The sequence below is a fragment of the Brevibacterium sp. CFH 10365 genome (genome assembly GCF_009299785.1).
GTDB lineage: Bacteria > Actinomycetota > Actinomycetes > Actinomycetales > Brevibacteriaceae > Brevibacterium > Brevibacterium limosum.
This window is the reverse complement of sequence record NZ_VIGO01000005.1, coordinates 267,278-286,669: the sequence shown is the minus strand read 5'-3', so window position 1 is coordinate 286,669 and position 19,392 is coordinate 267,278. Positions and strand designations below refer to the sequence as shown.

Genomic DNA, 19,392 nt, shown 5'->3' with positions numbered 1-19,392 from the left:
CTATTCTGCCGGACACAGGTGTCTCACCAACCTGGGACGCGTTCCCAGTTTCCGCAGGGCTGCGTCGATCCGCGTCTGACGATCTTGCAGCACAAGTACTTCGTCTCCGTGGTATCGATCAGCTCTCGGCCGCGTTCCTCATCGAGGTTCTGGAGCTCGTCTGCGGCGACCAACCTGATCGGGGTGCCGAGCGCTTCGGCGAAGGGGCCGGGTTCGATGATCCACGGGTTCAGCGAGAATCTGTATGCATTGCCGAGGATCTCTCCATCGCAGCAGCAGGCGCCCATGCTTCTGAGTCTGTCGAACAGAGCGGTTGCGCGTGGAGCCGTCTGGTCTCGGAATGTGCGTGCGAAACGGTGTGTGCCGTTGCAGCCGAATTCGCTGAGTTGGCGGAAGACGTAGCAGACCAGGCATTCGCCGGGGCGCGGGGTGAGGATACGAGCCGAAGCTCCATCGATGATCGTTCTGACGTCGTTGTCAATGGTGTTCTTGTCCATGACCGCACACTTCCATCCGGCACTGACACGAAATGGTGTCGATTCACCGAAGTCAACGATTTCCGTCCTATTACCGCAGGTCACGGCCGCAGATAGTCTTTCACCTTAGAATCGTGCCCATGAGCATTCTCGTCATCGGTGAGGCCCTCATCGATATCGTCAGCACGCCCGGCGCCCCTGACCGCTATGCGCCGGGTGGTGCCCCGGCCAATGTCGCCCTCGGCTTGGGCCGCCTCGGCGACCCTGTCGAGTTCCTCACCGATGTCGGCGATGACTTCCACGGCGGATTCCTCCTCGCCCATCTGCGGGAGTCCCGGGTCGCCGTGCACGCTTCACCGCGCGGTGCCACGTCCACGGCGCTGGCCCGCCTCGCCGAGGACGGATCCGCCGAGTACGAGTTCCGGCTGCGGTGGGATCCGGATTCGGCGCTGCTCGATGACAGCCCCCGTTCCGGTCTGCATTTCGGGTCGATTGCGGCGTTCCTCGAACCGGGTTCGGCCGTGCTCGATCGGCTCCTCGACGCTGTCGAAGGGCAGTCAGAATCGCAGACGCCCGGGCCCGTCATCTCGTTCGACCCGAACATCCGGCCGTCGATCATCGGTTCCCGGGAGGAGGTTCTGCCACGGTTTGAGGCTCTCGCTCGGCGGGTCGACGTCCTCAAACTCAGCGATGTCGATGCCGGTTGGCTCTACCCCGCTCTCACTGAAGCAGCTCAGATCGACCACCTGCTCGGTCTTGGTCCGGATCTGGCGGTGCTGACTCGCGGAGGGGACGGCGCGATCCTGGCGACCGCCTCGGCGCGGGTGGATGTGGCTTCGGCTCAGGTCGAAGTCGCGGATACGATCGGCGCCGGTGACACGTTCATGGTCTCTCTCATCCATGATCTGCAGGCGCAGACGAGAGCACTTTCCCTCCTCGGCACGGCCGAGTTGACAGCATTGGGCGAACGGGCAGCCGATCTGGCAGGGATCACCGTCGGTCGCACCGGCGCTGACCTTCCCTGGGCCGCGGATCTCAAGAGCTGAGGAATTCCCCGAGCTGTCGCAGGCAGATCGCATGGCCGTTGCGGTGTCCGTCGACCATTGCCTGACCGACGAAGGACACGACCTGGTCGACGAGGTCCACTCGGGTGCCTGTCGATGTGGCGGTGAGGGTCCAGGTGATGATGGCAGTCGAGAGGATCTCACCATCTCTGGTGAGAGTTTCGGTGGTCACGACGAAACGCTCCGGTTCGAGAGCGCAGTACTGCCCAGTGGCTTCGAACTCCAGTGCTCCCGGCGACCCACAACGGGTGCGGATCGATCCGCCGGGGCGGAATTCGTCGACGTCGCAGACCATCTCCTCCCCCTCGGGGACGCCCCACCGGACGCGCTGACCGGTGTCGGCGATGACATTCCACACCGCGGAGATCGGATGATCGATATCGGCGCCGAGGCTGATCGTCGCTGTCACTGGTACACCCTGGTCATCTGAGGACTCATTCACCGAAGAACACCACCTGGTTTCCGTCCGGATCGGTGATCGGGAGGATGCGTCGTCCGCCCCCTGGCGACGGTTCGTCGTGGTCGATTCCGGCCGAACGCAGCCGTCGGTCCACTGCGTCGAGGTCGTCCACGTCGATGACTACGGCCGAGCCGCCTGCCCGCTGCGGGTCCTCCCAGATCTGAATGCCGAACTTCTCGTCGAATCGCCATTCGACGAGACCCGCCATCGGCCGGGCATCCGGCTGCCTTTCGAAGAGTCGGGAATACCATTCGGTCGCCGACTTCTCGTTGCGGATGGCGATGTTTGCCATGAGTCCGTTGAACATGATCGCTCCTTCGAGATCAGTGTTGCGAATAAGTGATTGCAGTTTACAATCACTTATTCCATGGAACCACACCTGCCGCGAGCGGACAAGGCCGCTATCGACGTGACTGCGCCTCTGCCTCGAAGGCCGCCCGCAGCCGCTCGGAGGCGCGCGGCGCCTCCGAGTCGGGGCACGGGATGCCGAGGTGGCTCTCTCTCAGCTCGTCCATGAGATCGGCGACGAGCTGAGGGTCGTCAGCCATGAGTCGGGATCGGATCGTCAGTTCGGGAGAGGTCTCCCGGTGGGTCATCCCCCAGGCCCCGAGGGCGATCATGACCGGCAGGGTCTGGATGCCCGCCTCGGTGAGGGAGTATTCGGCCTTCTGACCGCGTACCGCTTCTGCCTTGGTCAGGAGCCCTTCGTCCACGAGCTTCTTGAGTCTGCTGGCGAGCATATTCGACGCGATGCCCTCGTCGTTGAGGGTGAGCAGCTCACGGAAGTGCCGCCTGCTGCCGAAGATGATGTCGCGCAGGACGATGAGCGACCAGTTGTCCCCGAGGACTTCGACGGCGGCATTGATGGCGCAGCCCGAACGCGGCCGATCCGACATTGATCCACCTCCGGTGATTGCATTCTGAAACTACTCGATTCTACACTGGGCGCACGTCCCTGCACCGATACCCCGTCCCAGTCACAATGGAGTGCTCATGGTCAAAGCGTGTGTCAACTGTCTCTTCGTCTCCCTCGACGGTTTCGCGGCCGGCGAGTTCGTCACCGCCGATCAGCCGATCGGCGAGGCGCAGGCGCTGTTCTCCTACTTCGACGGTCGCGGCATCGAGGGCGTGGACAAGGTCGACGGCCCAGTGACTGCCGACCGGGCACTGTTCGCGTTATGGGGCCAGGGCAATGGTGCCGAAATCATGGGGCGGAGGAAATTCGGACCGCAGTCGGGGCCGTGGCCCGCTGACGGGTGGCGCGGATGGTGGGGTGAGGACCCGCCGTTCAAGACCCCGTGCTTCGTCCTCACTCACCATCCCCGAGAGCCCATGGAGTTCGACAACGGCACGAGTTTCCACTTCATCGACGCTTCACCGGAAGAGGCCCTCGCCGAGGCGGCTGCCGCCGCAGATGGTCACAATGTCCGCATCGGAGGAGGACCCTCGACGATCAGACAGTTCCTCTCTGCCGGTCTCGTCGACTTCATGCACATCGCTCTCGTCCCGGTCACCCTGGGGCGGGGAGTCTCGCTCTGGGAGGGTCTCGACGGACTGGAGCAGGATTTCACGATCGAGAGCCTCACCACGGCAAGCGGTCTGACTCACCAGTTGTGGAACCGCCGGATCTGAGACTCTGCGGCAGTCACAAGACACATTCTCCGGTGACGCCGATGGCCTGCCGTCTCCGGTCGGAGACGGCAGGCCATCAGGTCCCCTCAGGGTCTGGCGTGGATATTCAGGTCAGCTGATCGCCTCGGCGATGGGAGTCTGCCCGTCGTAGAAGTTCACGGTCTGTCGCACCGCTGCCGATTCGGCGATGACGTGCGTGATGACATCGGCGACGAGTTCGCGTGAGGTCACTCGCACATCGGATTCCGGGCGGGTGCCGTCGACGTCCCCGGCCCCATCGGCGATGAGGACCTTTCCGCCGGAGGGTTCGAGGGTCAGCCCGCCGGGTCCGAGGATCGTGAAGTCGAGCTCACTTGCCCGCAGGTGCTCATCTGCGCCGTTCTTGGCCTGCACGTAGGGGTAGAACGAGCTCTCCGGATCGACGCGGTCGAGGTCGACGCTTGCGCCGGCGTAGGAGACCATGACGAAGCGCTTGACCCCCGCCTGACCGGCGGCATCGATGGAGCGTTTGGCGGCTTCGAGGTCGACAGCCTTGGTCCGCTCCGGATTGCCTCCGCCGGCTCCGGCGGAGAACACGACCGCCTGGGCTCCGCTGAACAGGTCGGCGAGCGCCTCGGTGTCGGCGGTTTCGATGTCGAGGACGACCGGGTTCGCCCGTGCGGCTTCGACCTCGGAGGACTGATCGGGATTGCGGATCACCGAATCGACGGCGAAGCCGGCGGCCGCGAGTTTGGGCGCTGCCAGGAGTGCGATCTTTCCATGGCCGCCGAGAATGACGACACGTGCTGAATCAGACATATCTACCTCCGTTGTCGGTGATGCTTGGTGGTCGGTACAGCGAAGCGCGAGCCGTGATTATTCCCTGCCGGGTATTCTCATGGCCATGGCCGACGACTTCTTCCCGTCCGCCGTCGGGTCGGCTCTGCCCGGTGCCGGCGTCCATGTGTGCGCGGTTCGCACCCCGCACACATGGACGCCGGTAGGCCCACACATGCGGGTGCTCTACCGTTGAGATCATGATCCGACGCCTCCTCGCTCGCGCTTTCTGGACGTTCAGCAAGTGGAAGCTCGTCACCGAGCCCGCCCCACAGCGCCCGACCGTCCTCGTCGGCGCCCCGCACACCTCGAACTGGGACTTCGTCGTCATGCTCGCCATCGCCTGGCGATTGGGAGTGAAGGTGCATTGGCTGGGCAAACATTCTCTGTTCACCGGCTGGCGGGGCCCGATCATGCGCGGCCTCGGAGGGATCCCCGTCGATCGATCCGACCCAAGCACAATCGTCACCGAGGTGGTCGAGCGCGTCCGCGCCGGCGAGGTCTTCGGACTCGTCGTCACCCCCGACGGCACCCGCGGCGGACACACGCATTGGAAATCCGGCTTCCACCGCATCGCCCGCCAGACCGGCATGCCCGTGACCCTGGGATATCTGGATTCGGCCACACACACCACCGGGCTGGGCCCGACCCTGGACATGACCGATGACCTGATCCATGACATGGATCGGATCCGCGCGTTCTATGCCGATAAGCACGGCATCCGTGCGCACCTGCAGATCACGCCGAAGCTGCGCGAAGAATCCGCCGCCGGTGACGATCGCAAAGGCGAACCGGAGTCGAACTGAGATGAACGGTGATGTGCGGGTGCCGCCCGGACCCGGGATCCCGACCGGGCTCGTCATCCCCGCGGCCGAGCTGACAGAACAGTTCTCCCGCTCTTCGGGTCCCGGCGGACAACATGTCAACACCGCTGATTCGCGGGTGCAGCTGAGCCTCGATCTGGCTGCTGCGTCGTTCCTCACCGAGGCTCAGCGCGAGCGGGTGCTCAGCCGATCGGCACCTCGGCTGTCGGGCACCGTGATCACCGTGACCTCGGAGAAGCATCGGTCGCAGCTGAAGAATCGCCAGGAGGCACGGATGCGTCTGGCGCAGCTGCTGCGCGAGGCGCTGGCTCCGCCGGTGCAGAGACGAGCAACGAAGCCATCCAAGAATTCGCGGCGCCGGCGAGTGAGGGGCGAACAGCGTCGATCGGAGATCAAACGCAACCGTCGCAGGCCCCGTCTCGACTGAGGCCCGCTGGTGACAGGAATGGTCTCGAAGAGCACAATGGGCGACATGAACAGCATTGAGTTTCTCACCGACCTGTCCCAACGTCCCCTTCAGGCGGCGCAGGCGCTGCCCGACCTCTCCCCCGAAGAACTCAACCGCCACCTCGGCGGTCATCCGAATTCGATCGCCTGGCTGCTGTGGCACAGCGGTCGTGAGATCGATGCTCAGCTCTCCGACCTCACCGGCCGTCCCCAGCTGTGGGACGATTTCCGGGACCGCTTCGGCCTCGGCGAGATCGGGGACTCCTTCGGGCTCGGGCACACACCGGAACAGGCGGCGCAGATCCAGGTGGAGGATCAGCAGCTGCTTGTCGACTATCTCGCCGCCACACTGAATGCATTCACCGACTACGTGGGGACGCTGTCCGAGGATGATTTCGATGAGGTCATCGACGAGAACTGGACTCCCGCGGTCACTCGCGGCGTCCGCGTGGTCTCGATCATCGACGATGCGATCCAGCATGTCGCACAGGCGGCCTTCATCGCCGGCGCACCGGTCTGAGGTGATCCCTGACCTCGCCGAGGCTGTCCATCCCTGCCGCACGGTAGGCTGCGACGGCGGCGTCGTTCGATGACGGAGTGGCCACTGTGATGCTCGAGGCTCCCATGTCCCGGAGGACAGATGCCGCGCCTAGCGTCATCCCGGTGCCGAAACCGTATCCGCGGTGCTCACTGTGCACACCGAGGGGTTCGACGATGCCCGTCCTCACGGGAGGAGATCGGACAGAACGGCCTCGAGATCGCTCACGACCGCCACGACGCGACCGTATCGATGATCCCGGGCCGTTCGTCGACGGACGGGATGTCCATGGTCATTCTCATGTACTCATCTCTGCATGCCAGATGACTTCACCGTCGTCGATCTCGTCGGTCTGTTGCAGTCCGAGCCGCTCAGCGACTCGGTTCGAGGCGGCATTGTCCGGATGGATTGCGGCCCGCAACTCGGTCACGTGGCGATCCGCCAGCCAGGCAATCATGGCACGAGCCGCCTCGGTGGCGAACCCCTGCCGTTGGTGGTCGGCGCCGATGACCCAGGCGATGTCTGCCTGGTTCCGAGCATCGGCCCGCGTGACTGTGGCTTGAACGTATCCGACGGCGATGGAGCAGGTGGCGTCACGGATGATCCAGTTCAGCCAGCCGGCCTCACCGTCGGGTGAGGCGCCCACTGACTGTAGGGCGTAGAGGCGTTCGAGTTCGGACAGGGTCGGGCTCGTCCCGCCGATGTGGGTGAACAGGCCGGGCGAGGACAGTGTCTTCACCATCTCCGGCGCGTGGCGCACCGCCAGAGGCTCAAGACGGAGCCGGTCGGTGACGATGAGTGTCTGCTGCGGCCAGCTCGTGTTGGAACTCGAACCCTCTGCCGTGTTCATGAACTCTGCTCTCAGCCGTTAGGGCGACCCGTGGTCAGACGATGAGGCGGGCGACGAAATCGACGATCTCCGCTTCCGCCTGGGCGCGAGTTGTCGGTTCGTTGTGGACTTCATGCCGGACTCCGGTGAAGACGCGCGTGCGCACGTCTTCGTGTCCGGCCTCGCGAAGACGATTGGCGACATGGTAGGCACCTTCGCCGTAGTTCGCGACAGGATCCTGGTCGCCGGCGAGGATGAGCACCGGCAGGGTGCCTGGAATCGTCGGATACCAGGAATCGGCATTGGCTTTGTCGTAGAGGTCGACGAATCCCTGCAGGAAGCGCGCACTCATCGGGGCTCCGAAATTGTTGAAGGGGTCGCGTCCGTGGTCGGAGACGACCGCCTTGTCGAGAGCGACCCATGCGGTTGGTCCGGCGTCGGGACCACAGCGGTCGAGGAATCCGTCGAAGAACTGATCGACGAGGTGGCCCGCCGCGGGCTCCGCACGATGGCCGCCGGTGGCCGCCTCGGCGAGGTCCTTTCGATCGATGACCTCCTCGATCCCGTGCCACTGCGCGGCGATTCCGCAGAGGGCGAGCCCTGCGAGGTCGCTCGTCGGATCGGAGGCCATGGCGCGGGCGATCAGCGATCCCCAACTGTGGCCGAACACGATGTAAGGCAGTCCGGGCAGGACTTCGCGAACTTTCTCCTGCAGGGCCAGTTCGTCGTCGACGATGACACGGGCCGCATCATCCCCGGCATCGGCCCAGATCCCAGACTCCATGGCCGTACGTCCATGCCCCGTATGATCGTCGGCGGCGACGGCGAACCCGGCATCGGTCAAAGCATTGATGAGGTGGAGGTAGCGACGGGAATGCTCACCGAGCCCGTGGATGATCTGAACGATCCCCGTCGGTTCCGCAGTGGGTGTGTAGAGCCAACTCTGAATGGTGTCGCGGTCATTGCTCGAGAGGAAGGTGATTTCATGCAGGGCCAAGGCCGGACTCCTTTGTCAGTGCCGTTGTCGGCACCTCGGTTCGGATGCAGTTCGAACAATCGCTGAGATGCAGATACTGTACCGCAGGCATCAGGCTTCGACCCCGTGCAGACGCGCATGCAGCTCCCGCTCTTGACTGCTCAGTTGCGGGTCAGGACCGACGACATCGATTCCGGGGGCCACCTCCTGCACCGCCAGAGGCAGCACAGGACCGGGGGCCAGGCCCCATTCTTTGTGTCAGGAGCTCAGCTGCTGACTGCTGCTGGCGTAGACGATGCGGCCGAGGCCACCCAGGTGTGCGGGGCAGAGCACATCGGACAATGCTCGGCGGAGGTGTAGACAACCGATTCCGCCCGCTGTTCAGGGGTGGGATCTTCGGCTGCCCAGCGGGCGATTTCGAATTCCGGGTGACGGGTGTGGTCACCACCAGCCACCCGGTTGCGATCGGCGAAGATGCCGTGAGATGAAGAGCAGCCGCGCATCGACTGTGCCCCGGTGCCGACACCGGTCAGGTGGTCGACGCCGTGAGGAGTTCAGTCCCGAAGGATGTATTGCAGGGTCTCGGCGACCTGATCGGTCGTCTGGCACCAAGCCTTGGCTTCGGCGTCGACTTCCTTGAGCGGATGGACGATGTCGGCATCGTGCAGAGTCACATACGGGGTGCCCAGTGCTGCACAGTAGCCGGCATCGAAGGCGGCGTTCCACTGCTTGTACTTGTCACCGAAGCGCACGACGACCATATCGGCCTTCTCGATCAGGGTGCGGGTTCGGATCGCATTCACCTTCGCCGATTGGTGGTCGCGCCAGAATGAGCTGTCGTTCTCGCCGAGGTGGTCACCGGCGGCGTCGCTGGCGGGATGGTCGGTCACCGGCGCGGTGAACTCGATATCGAGCCCGGCCGCCTCGGCACCGCGCTTGATCTCTTCGCGCCAATCGGTGTGGATCTCACCGGAGAGGTAGACACTGAAGCTCATGATCGAAGACTCCTCATTCGAATATGGGTAGGACCGGCGTGCCCCTTTTGCCACCACCATAGCCAATTGGTGATCATCAATTCTGTCCTGCAGCTTCCGGCGCGCCTCGGAAGCGCCTTCCGTGTTGCCGGTGAGGGCCGGAAGGCAGGCGTCAGCGAAGTCGTTCGGACAGGTATGCCTCTGCGATGCTCAGATGACCTTGGCTGCCGAGTGAGTTCTTCGATTTCTGCGTGTAGGCATGGTTGGCGAGTGGAATACGCACGGTCTCGACGTCGACTCCACGGCTGCGGGCCGCTTCAGCCCATGCCAACTGGTCGGCCGGGGTGATGACGTCATCGCGCATCGCAGTCATCATGAGCATCGGTGGCGCGGGAGCGTCGAGATGCGTGACGGAATTCGCCGTTGCATAGCGTTCCGGGTATTCCTCCGGTGTGCCACCCGTGTAGCTGGTAGCAAACAGGCGCGTGCCGGTTCCGGCACCAGGGCCGGTGGGAGCGTTCTCATAAAGGCCGGTGACGTCGAATGCGGGGTAGTCCGCGATGACTGCTGCCGGAACCGGAACTTTCCCACCACATGACGACTCGGCGGTGCCTTGCGCTGCGGCGCCGGCGGTGTTGGCGACCATGTTGCTGCCTGAGCTCTCACCCCAGAACGCGAGGCGGTCCATATCCGCGCCGAGCGCGTCTGCGTGGGTCTGGATCCAGCTCGCCGCACACGCAACCTGCGAGGGTGCGCTCTGCCAGGTCGCGTTGTCCAGGGTGGCGAGCTCGTATTCGACCGACACGACCAGGTAGCCGTGATCAGCGAGTTCTCGAAGCTCGGAGCTCGAAGCGTCCGGCTCGCCCGCGATCCAACCTCCCCCGTGAACGTACATGATCGTCGGTGCCGAGCCGTTCGAACCCTCCGGTTCGTAGATCGATACGGAAAGGTCGTCGCCGGATCCGGTCGTCTCGTACACTTCTTTCCGGTCGGGCGTCCCCGCGTTGATAGCGGACAGCCCGAACGTTGCAGTGAACAGGTTCACCGTTCCGCCGGCGGCGGAGATGGCACCGACGAGGACGATGATGACCGCGACGTTCGCAGCCGTGCCGACACCGCCGAGCACTGTTGCGACTGCTCCGGTTCGTCGACAGCCCCTGCGTACAGCAGCGATTCCGAGCACAAGCACAATCAACCCCGCCAGCGCTGCCAGCGGCGCAACGGTGGGGGCCCATCGAGCCGCGATCGGACTGAGTGGGCCGAGCCCGGGAATGAGCGATGCGAGTCCGATGACCGCAGAGATCGCACCCAGCACGAGCGCAAGGATGAGACCGGCTGCCCGAACTGTCTTGGCAAGGCTCCACGGCCCCGTGAGCTGTGACGAACTCTTGCTGCCTGTCATCTTCGGTCCTCGACTTTCGATCGTTCGGGTCGGTAGTCCCCTGCAGCCGATCTCATCATTGCGATCACATGCTGATGCCAGAGGTCACTCTAACGCAGGCTGACTCTCACGACCTTGCTGTTTCGTGTGCGGCCGAGGATAGGACGGTCGAGGTCTGCAGAGCACCCCTGCAACCAGAGCAGCCTCATCGAGCCCGCGGGACTAGGCGGACGCGCATGACGACGCGCAGATCCCACCGAGTACGAACGCGGTTCGGCGATCGTAGTCGGCCCGCGGCGGCCGGCCACCGTGCTTGAGGGCCAGAGCATTGTCTCGAGCAAGTGCTTGGAAGTCTTCAGGTGTGAAATCGGGAGCCAATACGCCGGCAGCGTGCCCCTGAGAGACAAGGCTGTCGTGGAAGGCCGTTCCGGCATAGCACAGGGCGAGCAACGGCTCGGAGTCGCGATACTCCTGCAGGAGAACATCGTTGACGGCTGGAAGTCGATACTGCAGATCCCGAAGGGCATCGATGTACGAGCAGATCCGCTCTCTGATCTCGACGATGGACTGCGCATCCTCGATGACAGTCCTCAGCTCCACAGCGACGACCTCGTCGATGACGGCATCGATCAGCCCAACTCTCCCGCCGAGCCGATTGAAGATAGTCGCCTTGCTCACGTCGGCGGCAGCGGCGACTTCCTCGAGCGGCGCAGAGAACCCCCGATCACGGAAGATTTGAACCGCCGCACGCCGGATCCGGTCGACGTTTCGGCGAGCATCCGAGCGGAGAGCCGGAACACCATGAGAGTCGGGCACGATGAAGCTTCCTTCCGCATTGACGATTAACTTGATCATAGCAGTCAAGTTAGTGCACGATGGATTCACACTAAGTTGACCATCCACGTCAACTTCAAACTCGGCATTTGCCCTGACGTGTGCACAGAGCACCTCGTCAGCTCACAGTTCACATGAAAGGGATGTCAGATGATCATCGTCACCGGAGCGACAGGCACTCTCAACGGAGCCACGGTCGACCATCTCCTGAAGCGGATACCACCACAGCAGATCGGCGTCAGCGTCCGCGACCCATCGCGTGCGACCCATCTGGCCGATCAGGGAGTCCGCGTCCGGCAGGGGAGCTATGACGATCCTGCGGCTCTGCGCCATTCATTCGCTGAGGCCGAACAGGTTCTCCTGGTGTCCTCAAGCGACCTTAGTGCCGACGTCGTCGCACAACACCGCAGGGCGATTGATGCAGCCGTCGACGCGGGGGCTCAGCGGATCTTGTACACGAGCGCCCATGGGGCGGGCGCAGACACCCCTTACCCGCCGCTCGGAATCCACGCGGCCACCGAACAGCACCTGTCAGATTCGGGGGCAGCCTGGACCTCATTGCGCAACGGCTTCTACGGTGAACCGATCCAGCTGCTCGGCGCGTGGCAGGAAACCGGAGTGATAGCCATGCCCGCCGACGGACCTTTCTCCTGGGTCGATCGCCGCGACGCCGCGGAGGCCGCTGCTGCGATACTGACAGCGGATGAACCACATAAGGGCCCGATCGACCTGACGCTGCCCGAGCCTGTCACCCTCGCGGATTTCGCCGCTGCCGCGTCCGAGATCACCGGCCGCCGAATTGAGCGCGTCGTCGTGGACGACGAGACGTGGCTGACCGACGCCCTCTCCAGCGGTGTGCCCGAGGAGGTCGCGCGTTTCACCTTGTCGATGTTCCAAGCTACGAGGAGCGGGCATTTCTCGGCGTCGGGCCCCTTGCTCACGCGACTCCTTGGGCGCAGACCCCGCAGCATCACTGATCAGCTGAAGGATCAGGAGATCCGGTGACGCAGTGGGATATCGCCCCGAAACTCTGCACCTGAGCGTTCACAGGTCACGGTCCAGACGCTCCCCCATTACGCGCAGCGTCTCCCTTGCCTGTCCTGCAACAGAGTCACAGCTGGCAGACTCCGCCGCGATGACCGAATCAGAGTGCTCCGACTCGCCCACGACAGCAAGCGCGCGCAGAGCCGCAATGCGCACGCGAGGTTTCGCATCTGTGAATACGATGCGCGCACATTCTTCAGCGCCCTCCCCGATCTCATGCAGCGCCACGACTTTGGCGCACATCTCGCGAACACGCCAGTGCGAGTCTGCCAAACCTTTGACGACGGCGCGCGATACGTCATCGTGCCAGACGTACAGCAGTGTCCTAGCTGCCCACACGCGAGGCCAGTAGTCGATTCCGCGGGATGGCCAGCTCTCGGCCGGCCCCCAGCTCGACCACGCGGAAGCCGCGAGCCAACGCGGGTCGGGATCGTTGTTGCCTGTCTCAGTAACCGTGACCTCCCCCGATAGAACATGCGCACACCACCACACGAGCCGACCTTCACCGAGTTCGACGCGTGCCGCCTCAGCGCGCACCTTCGGAGATGCGTTAGCCCATTCGCCAGCACTCACACGTCAAGACTACGCCGAATCCGCCTCGCGGACGGCGGGCATCGGCGCCCCGTCCGCGACCAGGTTTCGGACCATCAGCCACGCAGTGGATCCCTCCGGCGTGGACAGTTCATCGAACGCCCGGCTTCCGGGCGGACCCCTACGCTGTCGACCAACGCGAGGCTGGTGTGCTCGGCGACACCGGGGCTGAGCCGCGGGTCACCTCCTCCATGAGTCTCATGGCATCAGTTCGCGTTTGCCGTGATGTCCTGCTACTGTGTCATAGTCACGCCAAACTCTCACAATTACCATGAGAAGCAGGAGAATCATGCTGTCAGGCACTCACTCGGGCACTGCCCCATTCGCCCTGTCGGTGCTCGCGGGCGGCGGCACCGGCATCGGCACCACCGCTGAGCAGGGCCTGGAGAGCACGATCTCGCTGGCGCGGACCGCAGACCGGCGAGGATTCCGGCGGTTCTGGATGTCCGAGCACCATGCGATGCCCGCCATCTCCGTCGCCTCGCCCCCGCTGATGATTGCCCGACTCATCGCCGAGACCGCGAACATCCGACTCGGAGCCGGCGGCGTCATGCTGCCCAACCACGCACCTTTGGTCGTGGCCGAGCAGTTCGGGATGCTCGCCGCTCTGGCTCCGAACCGGATCGATCTCGGGCTCGGGCGCGCTCCCGGCACGGACGGCGCGACCGCTCAGGCACTGCGTCGCGGCGCGGACGCCAACGACGGATTCGGCCAGCAGGTGCTCGAACTCCTCGGCTTCCTGGCCGACGAGTTCCCCGCCGGGCACCCTTACCAGCAGGTCCACGCGGTGCCCGGGCCGTGGCAGGCCGCCCAGAACCGAGTCCCCACACCCGCCGTCGGACCCGAGGTGTGGATGCTGGGCTCCTCGCCGTTCTCAGCGCAGCTGGCCGCACAGCTCGGCCGCCCGTATGCATTCGCGCTGCAGTTCGGCGACGCCGACATCGACACCGCGCTGCACATCTACCGCGAGCAGTTCCGACCTTCTGCGACACTCTCTGAGCCCTACGTGCTGGCAAGCGTGCCAGTCGCGATCAGCACCGACCCTGCCGAGGCGAAACGCCAGGCGGCCACCTCGGCGATGGCGATGCTGCGCATGTTCAAACGCGAGCCCTTCCTGCTCCTGCCACCCGACGAAGTCGACGCCTATCCGGCCACCGCGCAGGAACGTCAGGTCCTCGACGCCTACACCCACCGCACCTTCCACGGCACTCCCACCACAGTCGCCGACCGTCTTCAGGCGCTACATGAGCGGACCGGCGTCGACGAGTTGATGCTCGTCGGCGGAGGCCACTCGGCAGCGCTCGACGAGCACGGCATCGACCTCATCGCCGACCACTACAACCTCCCACACGCCTGACCCCCTACCCCTGCACGACCGCACCCTGAACGGAGACCACCATGACCACCCCGAACCGCGCCCTGATCGTCATCGACGCCCAGCAGGAATACTTCGACGGGCTCCTGCCGATCCAGTACCCGCCCCGCGAAGAATCCATCGCCCGCATCCAGTCCGCGATCGACGCCGCCGAGAAGGCCGGCGTTCCCGTCGTGATCGTCCAGCACGAACTGCCCGCCGCCGCCCCGGTCTTCGCCGCAGGGTCGTCCACGCACCGCAACCACCCCGACATCGCTGCCTATGAAGACCGAGCTGCCCTCCGGATCGGCAAGCAGTACTCCAGCGTCTTCGCCGGAACCGGGCTCGCCGACTGGCTGCACGAGCACAACATCGACACCATCACCCTCGTCGGGTACATGACCAACAACTGCGTCCTCGCCTCCGCCACTGCCGCAGAGCCCCTCGGCCTCGCCGTCGAGGTCCTCTCCGATGCCACCGGTGCCATCGATCTGGCCAACGATGCCGGCCGCGCGCCTGCCCGGAACGTCCACGAGACCCTCATGGCCCTGCTCCACTCCAACTGGGCCGCCGTCACCACCACCGACACCTGGACGAATGCTGTGCAAGCGGGCGAGGCCCTGGACAAGAGCGACCTCGTGACCTCCGCTGCCAACGGCCGCGCCAACGCCTGACCCGCCGCAGCGTTCTGTCTGCCCTCCACCCGACCAACAGGCCGCTGCCGCGGCCGGAAGTGAGACAACCATGCCCTTAGGCCTCTACGCGCTCGCACTGGCGGGATTCGGCATCGGCATCACCGAATTCGTCATCGTCGGACTCCTCCCCGACATCGCCGCCGACTACGCGGTCACCGAAGCCACAGCGGGGATCCTGGTCTCCGGATACGCGATCGCCGTCGCGATCGGAGCCATCGTCGTCACCGCCGCAACGGCCCGCTTCAACCGCAAGCACGTCCTGCTCGCGCTGATGATCCTCTTCGTCATCGCGAACGCACTCTGCGCTATCGCCCCCACGTATGAACTCCTGTTGCTCGGACGCATCATCGCCGCCTTGAGCCACGGCGCGTTCTATGGCGTGGGCACCGTCGTCGCAGCAAGCCTCGTCACCGAAAACAAGAAGGCCAGCGCCATCTCCTTCATGTTCGCCGGACTGACCGTCGCCATGGTCCTCGGCGTACCGGCCGGCACCTTCCTCGGCCAGCTCGCCGGATGGCGCTCCACCTTCTGGGCCATCGGCATCATCGCCACGATCTCCACGATCGGAATCGCCTTCCTGGTGCGTCCGGTCGCGGCGGCTCCCACCGAACGCAGGGCGCGCCTGCGCGACGAGTTCCGCATCTTCGTCCGTCCGCGAGTTCTGGCGTCAGCGGCGATCAGCCTGCTGGTCTCCGGCGGCGCGGTCGGCGCATTCACCTACATCGCCTTCACCTATACCGAGGTCAGCGGAATCACCTCATCCACGATTCCCTGGCTGTTGCTGCTCTTCGGCATCGGCACGTTCCTCGGCAACGCGCTGGGCGGAAAACTCGCCGACCGTTCCATCGACCGCACCCTGCTGGTCTTCATCCCGACGGCCGCACTGGTCATGGCCATCTTCGCCCTGACCGCCCAGGTCACTGCACTGGCCGTCGTGCTGACCGGACTGATGGGAATCATCGCGTTTACCAACCTGCCAGGCATGCAGCTGCGGATCATGTCACTGGCTGCCGACGCACCCACCATGGCATCGGGAGCGAACATCGCGGCACTGAACATCGGCAACGCGCTGGGGGTGTGGATCGGGGGTCTGGTCATCACCACATCTCTCGGCTACACCGGCCCCATCTGGGTCGGTGCTGCGTTCGCCGCACTCGCCTTCGTCGTGCTCCTGACGACACTCAAAGGTCCCAAGGCCAATCAGACTACCGAAACTCAACTAGCCGATACCGAGACGCTCCCGGCTGGAGGATGAAATTCCCGAATCGCTGGCAGATGCCCGACCACTCTCGGTCGGGCATCTGCCTGCTGTGACGGCAACTCGCCGAATACCGGCGCGGATTCAGACAGCAGACGTTAGACGTTAAGCCTGAACTCCACCACGTTCCGTAGCCGAATAACCTTTCGCTAGCCGTGGGTCAGGGCCCCACTACGCCGGCCATCGCCCCACCGAATGGCCTACAGAATTTCGAGATTTCTCAACATAACGTCGGCGTCGTAGCCGCGGGTCACCTATCAGCCCGACATTCGCTCGAGTGCCTCCTCGTCGGTCGGGTGGTCCGGCTACTATGGTGCGAACATGTGGTCGCGGAGAACCTTCCATCTGACCGATCGCATCGACGATGTCTACCACGGCCGGTGCAGAACCTAGAAGCTGCTTATGGAGACCCGCGACGCACGACACCAGTTCCGTCTCCGGCGTCAATGTCGCCTTGATTCATCGGATTCAACACCAAAACGGTACACACGAGGGACATCTCCAGGCCACACGACGAAGTACTCGCCAGTTTCCACTCGGACCTGCGGCTCGTCTCCGTCTTGCACATCCTCGAACACACCGAGCGCAATTGAAGTGTTGCCGACTGGCGTGAGACCTTCTTTCTCCTCGGGCCGCCGACAGGAAACCAAAGTTGTCCGAGGGTCGAAGAGGATCGCCTCCTCAGCCAGCACGGAGGTCTCAAAGTGCGCCACTCGATTGCGCGCCTGGGAGAACTCCGTTGAGTACCACCCATCGAGGTCCATTAGCCCTCCATACGGCGTCAAGAGGACATAGTGCTCGGCCTTGGCCCCGAGCGCATCGATCTGCTTACAGATCGACTGCGCCGACGGTTCAAACAGTTCGTCTTGAAGGGAGCGCAACAGGTCGACGATCCTGTGTTCTTCGCCATCGATGAACCCGCGTGCGATCACAGAGCCAAGCTCCGCGGGATCGGCGTAGGTCTGGTTGAAGATCTTGTCGACCAAATAGTGCCGGGGAATGCGGAGGTTCATTCCGAGGATAGGACGCAATGTGTCGGCTTCTTTTGGAACGGTGCTCGCATGGGGGATCCTATCGGCGAGTCGCTGGTCGGCGTCGAGCGCCTCGCCTAGCGAGGTCCGCAGGGCATCGACTCGCGTGCCAGACAGGGGCTCGGTCGTCAAGCGTGCATTTTCGGCGGTCTGCCACTTTTCGATCTCGTCGAGAAACCTCTCCTTGAGTCTCAACTCCATTGTGTTCAAATCCGTGGTTCGCTCGTCGAGAAGTCGGAGGAGCCGCTGGTACTCCGACGCGGTCTGCTGGTCGTTGGCTGGGGGAAGGGGTCCATGCGACAAGGCGAGCGCGGCCACTTGGGCCCTGTCGATGTATTGTGAAAGTTCTAGCGACTGAGCATGGGCGGAGCCGCTGAACTTCATCTCCCACCAGTCCCAACGGCTGAACGGAGTCTCGCCACGTTCGGCTAGGTTTCCAGCGGTGAGAATCTCAGCCCAAGTGCCGTGGGGCGTCACCAGCGCTCGGAGCTCAGCATCGGCTGAGGCTCGAGCGTCACCCTTGTCTGAAAGGTAGTCCAGCCAGCCCGCGAGAACGAGTTGACCTGCTCTGACGTGTGCTCTCCGAGTCCCATCTCGATCGGAATAATGAAACAGCCCACCAAGTTCCTCGGCAGCGAGGATAGCGGCTTTAGGCTTGTGCGCGTCGAGTGCGAGTTTGACCAGCTCGACCATCGCCCATGTCGCGCGGCTTGAGAGTTGTTCACGTTGGTCCGGGGCGGTGAGTACGGCAAGGTTCTGCACACAGACGACGATCCGGCCAATGAGCTGATCGAACTCCGTCCCGCCTTGCTGAAGGACGTCGAGCCAGATTCGGGTGAAGCTGCGTAGGCATTCGTCAATGTATTCGGAGGTCCCCATGCGAGGTGCTTCGAGTGCCCTCGTCATAGCTTGATCAACGAACATGCCTGCGGCTCGCGGCGACAGGACAGCGTCCTGTTCAACTTCCCCGATAATGCGTAATAGCCAGTCTCTACGGGTGAACGAAGCGCGACGAGAAGAATCAAATCCGTGTCGTTGGATGATCCAGACACCCCGTACTACGTGTCCAAGCAATTCGACGGCCCGCTCCGCCGTGGCGAAGGCGCCGGAACGTATGTTCGCTCCGACAGCGTCTTTCAGGTTCGCAATCTCACGGTCTGTCTCTTCATCGGGCGTGATTACCCCCGAGGATTCGAACTCGATGCTCGACTGCAACAGTCGGATGATCCGGCGCTGCTCCGGTCCATCCAGTGGTTCGGGCGTGATAACGCGGAAGGCCGTTTCGTCAAGGCGCGTACGATCACCAGGCTCAACGTCCAGGGTGATTTGTGGCGGGACGTATGTGCCGCTGTTCTCAGCCTCGGTAGAGCGGTTCTCAGTCACTCTCGGGGCGAGTGTGTCGAGTGCTTGTCTCACGGCATTCGACCTAATTGCCTTAATGATAACGCCGCCCTGCGGCACTGGAACTCGGAGTGTGATGGTCGAGGATCTTAGGTTCAAGTGAGACCAGCCCGATGTGACGAGGCCATCCAGTTGCTTCGTCGCTACGGAGTACCTGCGCGAGACCTCTTCCAGGCGACTGGACAGAGACTCAACCAGCGAGGTTCGGACAACTTCGTCAAGCAACGCCGGGTGCCCGAAAAGCTTGACTAGCTTGACCGTCGACCCCACCAATAGCACAACGGTTGGCGCGAACCACACGATCGCAATGCCAAGGACGCCAAGCACGCTCGACAGCCAGATCGTCTCGATGCCAATGACTACGTTTCCGACTAGACCGATGCCGACGAATTTGTCGGCTCCGATGTACTTGAGCACCCGTCCTCGAGAGGCTCCGATCGCGAGTGGTGCCTCGGCAAACAGTTGTGCAGCTATTGCAAGTCCGGCGAATCCGACCGACAGGAACGTCGTCTGCACCTGCCACAAGATTCCGTCACTTCCGTGTGCGGGCGGAAAGTGCGAGGTGAGCCAGACGGAATCTCCAACGTTGCGGGCAATAGCTAGTAGGACCACACTCACGATGAGCGAACCCAATAGTGAGATCAGACCGCGCCATGTCCGGAACCAACCCACCAGCCGCTTTATCATCGCCATGGCGCACCCCTCTCTACGCTCCGCCGTCACGAACCTTAACTGCATACGCCGACATAGCTCGGCCTCCTTCCAAC

The 19,392-nt window shown here is 63.6% G+C and carries 23 protein-coding genes; 10 read left to right on the top strand and 13 right to left on the bottom strand.

Annotated features, from left to right (window positions below):
* Positions 1-23: 23 nt before the first annotated feature.
* On the bottom strand, positions 24-497 hold the full coding sequence (locus FHG09_RS12100; protein ID WP_152347907.1) for a DUF2695 domain-containing protein: 474 nt from the start codon (positions 495-497) through the stop codon (positions 24-26).
* Between the two features lie 119 nt (positions 498-616).
* Here FHG09_RS12100 and FHG09_RS12095 point away from each other — a divergent pair, with 119 nt between their 5' ends.
* Positions 617-1,522 (top strand): carbohydrate kinase family protein, encoded by a 906-nt coding sequence (locus FHG09_RS12095; protein WP_152347906.1) that lies wholly within the window; start codon positions 617-619, stop codon positions 1,520-1,522.
* On the opposite strand, the gene FHG09_RS12090 is transcribed toward FHG09_RS12095, so the two are convergent.
* The 3 genes from FHG09_RS12090 to FHG09_RS12080 form a co-directional block, all read right to left on the bottom strand.
* The gene (locus FHG09_RS12090; protein ID WP_193627373.1) at positions 1,512-1,949 is read right to left on the bottom strand and encodes an SRPBCC domain-containing protein; all 438 of its coding nucleotides are present in this window, start codon (positions 1,947-1,949) and stop codon (positions 1,512-1,514) included. The two genes, FHG09_RS12095 and FHG09_RS12090, sit on opposite strands and share 11 nt — an antisense overlap.
* A 25-nt stretch (positions 1,950-1,974) precedes the next feature.
* A complete protein-coding gene (locus FHG09_RS12085) occupies positions 1,975-2,307 on the bottom strand; it encodes a VOC family protein (protein ID WP_152347904.1) in 333 nt (110 codons plus the stop codon).
* Between the two features lie 94 nt (positions 2,308-2,401).
* Positions 2,402-2,896, bottom strand: a complete 495-nt coding sequence (locus tag FHG09_RS12080) for a winged helix-turn-helix transcriptional regulator (RefSeq protein WP_152347903.1) — start codon at positions 2,894-2,896, stop codon at positions 2,402-2,404.
* Positions 2,897-2,993: 97 nt separating this feature from the next.
* Here FHG09_RS12080 and FHG09_RS12075 point away from each other — a divergent pair, with 97 nt between their 5' ends.
* The gene (locus FHG09_RS12075) at positions 2,994-3,632 is read left to right on the top strand and encodes a dihydrofolate reductase family protein (RefSeq protein WP_152347902.1); all 639 of its coding nucleotides are present in this window, start codon (positions 2,994-2,996) and stop codon (positions 3,630-3,632) included.
* A gap of 111 nt (positions 3,633-3,743) precedes the next feature.
* Here the strand turns inward: FHG09_RS12075 and FHG09_RS12070 are convergent, their stop codons facing one another.
* The gene (locus FHG09_RS12070; protein WP_152347901.1) at positions 3,744-4,430 is read right to left on the bottom strand and encodes an NAD(P)H-binding protein; all 687 of its coding nucleotides are present in this window, start codon (positions 4,428-4,430) and stop codon (positions 3,744-3,746) included.
* Positions 4,431-4,515: 85 nt separating this feature from the next.
* Here FHG09_RS12070 and FHG09_RS20215 point away from each other — a divergent pair, with 85 nt between their 5' ends.
* The 4 genes from FHG09_RS20215 to FHG09_RS12055 are packed head-to-tail and all read left to right on the top strand — an operon-like array spanning position 4,516 to position 6,239.
* Positions 4,516-4,644 carry a hypothetical protein gene (locus FHG09_RS20215; RefSeq protein WP_264674070.1) on the top strand — a complete coding sequence of 43 codons (129 nt, stop codon included), beginning with the start codon at positions 4,516-4,518 and terminating at the stop codon, positions 4,642-4,644.
* Between the two features lie 4 nt (positions 4,645-4,648).
* Entirely contained in the window at positions 4,649-5,254 is a 606-nt protein-coding gene (locus tag FHG09_RS12065; RefSeq protein WP_152347900.1) for a 1-acyl-sn-glycerol-3-phosphate acyltransferase, read from the top strand.
* 1 nt (position 5,255) lies between these two features.
* A complete protein-coding gene (arfB, locus tag FHG09_RS12060; RefSeq protein WP_152347899.1) occupies positions 5,256-5,699 on the top strand; it encodes an alternative ribosome rescue aminoacyl-tRNA hydrolase ArfB in 444 nt (147 codons plus the stop codon).
* 45 nt (positions 5,700-5,744) lie between these two features.
* Positions 5,745-6,239, top strand: a complete 495-nt coding sequence (locus FHG09_RS12055) for a mycothiol transferase (protein WP_152347898.1) — start codon at positions 5,745-5,747, stop codon at positions 6,237-6,239.
* On the opposite strand, the gene FHG09_RS20385 is transcribed toward FHG09_RS12055, so the two are convergent.
* From FHG09_RS20385 to FHG09_RS12025, 6 genes are all read right to left on the bottom strand, one after another.
* Positions 6,217-6,447, bottom strand: a complete 231-nt coding sequence (locus FHG09_RS20385) for a GNAT family N-acetyltransferase (protein ID WP_193627372.1) — start codon at positions 6,445-6,447, stop codon at positions 6,217-6,219. The genes FHG09_RS12055 and FHG09_RS20385 overlap by 23 nt on opposite strands.
* A gap of 108 nt (positions 6,448-6,555) precedes the next feature.
* A complete protein-coding gene (locus tag FHG09_RS12045; protein WP_152347897.1) occupies positions 6,556-7,107 on the bottom strand; it encodes a GNAT family N-acetyltransferase in 552 nt (183 codons plus the stop codon).
* 34 nt (positions 7,108-7,141) lie between these two features.
* Positions 7,142-8,083 (bottom strand): alpha/beta fold hydrolase, encoded by a 942-nt coding sequence (locus FHG09_RS12040; protein WP_152347896.1) that lies wholly within the window; start codon positions 8,081-8,083, stop codon positions 7,142-7,144.
* 533 nt (positions 8,084-8,616) lie between these two features.
* Positions 8,617-9,057: a YtoQ family protein gene (locus tag FHG09_RS12035; RefSeq protein WP_152347895.1), complete on the bottom strand. Its 441-nt coding sequence runs from the start codon at positions 9,055-9,057 to the stop codon at positions 8,617-8,619.
* Positions 9,058-9,208: 151 nt separating this feature from the next.
* Positions 9,209-10,438 (bottom strand): alpha/beta hydrolase, encoded by a 1,230-nt coding sequence (locus FHG09_RS12030; RefSeq protein WP_152347894.1) that lies wholly within the window; start codon positions 10,436-10,438, stop codon positions 9,209-9,211.
* Between the two features lie 201 nt (positions 10,439-10,639).
* Positions 10,640-11,272 carry a TetR/AcrR family transcriptional regulator gene (locus FHG09_RS12025; protein WP_152348047.1) on the bottom strand — a complete coding sequence of 211 codons (633 nt, stop codon included), beginning with the start codon at positions 11,270-11,272 and terminating at the stop codon, positions 10,640-10,642.
* A gap of 129 nt (positions 11,273-11,401) precedes the next feature.
* Between FHG09_RS12025 and FHG09_RS12020 the strand changes: the two genes are divergently transcribed.
* A complete protein-coding gene (locus tag FHG09_RS12020; protein WP_152347893.1) occupies positions 11,402-12,256 on the top strand; it encodes an SDR family oxidoreductase in 855 nt (284 codons plus the stop codon).
* A 39-nt stretch (positions 12,257-12,295) separates the two neighbouring features.
* Here the strand turns inward: FHG09_RS12020 and FHG09_RS12015 are convergent, their stop codons facing one another.
* Positions 12,296-12,868, bottom strand: a complete 573-nt coding sequence (locus FHG09_RS12015; protein WP_152347892.1) for a hypothetical protein — start codon at positions 12,866-12,868, stop codon at positions 12,296-12,298.
* Positions 12,869-13,175: 307 nt separating this feature from the next.
* Between FHG09_RS12015 and FHG09_RS12010 the strand changes: the two genes are divergently transcribed.
* The 3 genes from FHG09_RS12010 (at position 13,176) to FHG09_RS12000 (ending at position 16,190) form a co-directional block, all read left to right on the top strand.
* Positions 13,176-14,243, top strand: a complete 1,068-nt coding sequence (locus FHG09_RS12010) for an LLM class flavin-dependent oxidoreductase (protein ID WP_152347891.1) — start codon at positions 13,176-13,178, stop codon at positions 14,241-14,243.
* A 41-nt stretch (positions 14,244-14,284) separates the two neighbouring features.
* A complete protein-coding gene (locus tag FHG09_RS12005) occupies positions 14,285-14,914 on the top strand; it encodes an isochorismatase family protein (RefSeq protein ID WP_152347890.1) in 630 nt (209 codons plus the stop codon).
* Between the two features lie 70 nt (positions 14,915-14,984).
* Positions 14,985-16,190: an MFS transporter gene (locus tag FHG09_RS12000; protein ID WP_152347889.1), complete on the top strand. Its 1,206-nt coding sequence runs from the start codon at positions 14,985-14,987 to the stop codon at positions 16,188-16,190.
* 446 nt (positions 16,191-16,636) lie between these two features.
* Here FHG09_RS12000 and FHG09_RS11995 read toward each other — a convergent pair whose 3' ends face one another.
* Positions 16,637-19,318, bottom strand: a complete 2,682-nt coding sequence (locus FHG09_RS11995) for a hypothetical protein (RefSeq protein ID WP_152347888.1) — start codon at positions 19,316-19,318, stop codon at positions 16,637-16,639.
* Positions 19,319-19,392 lie beyond the last annotated feature (74 nt).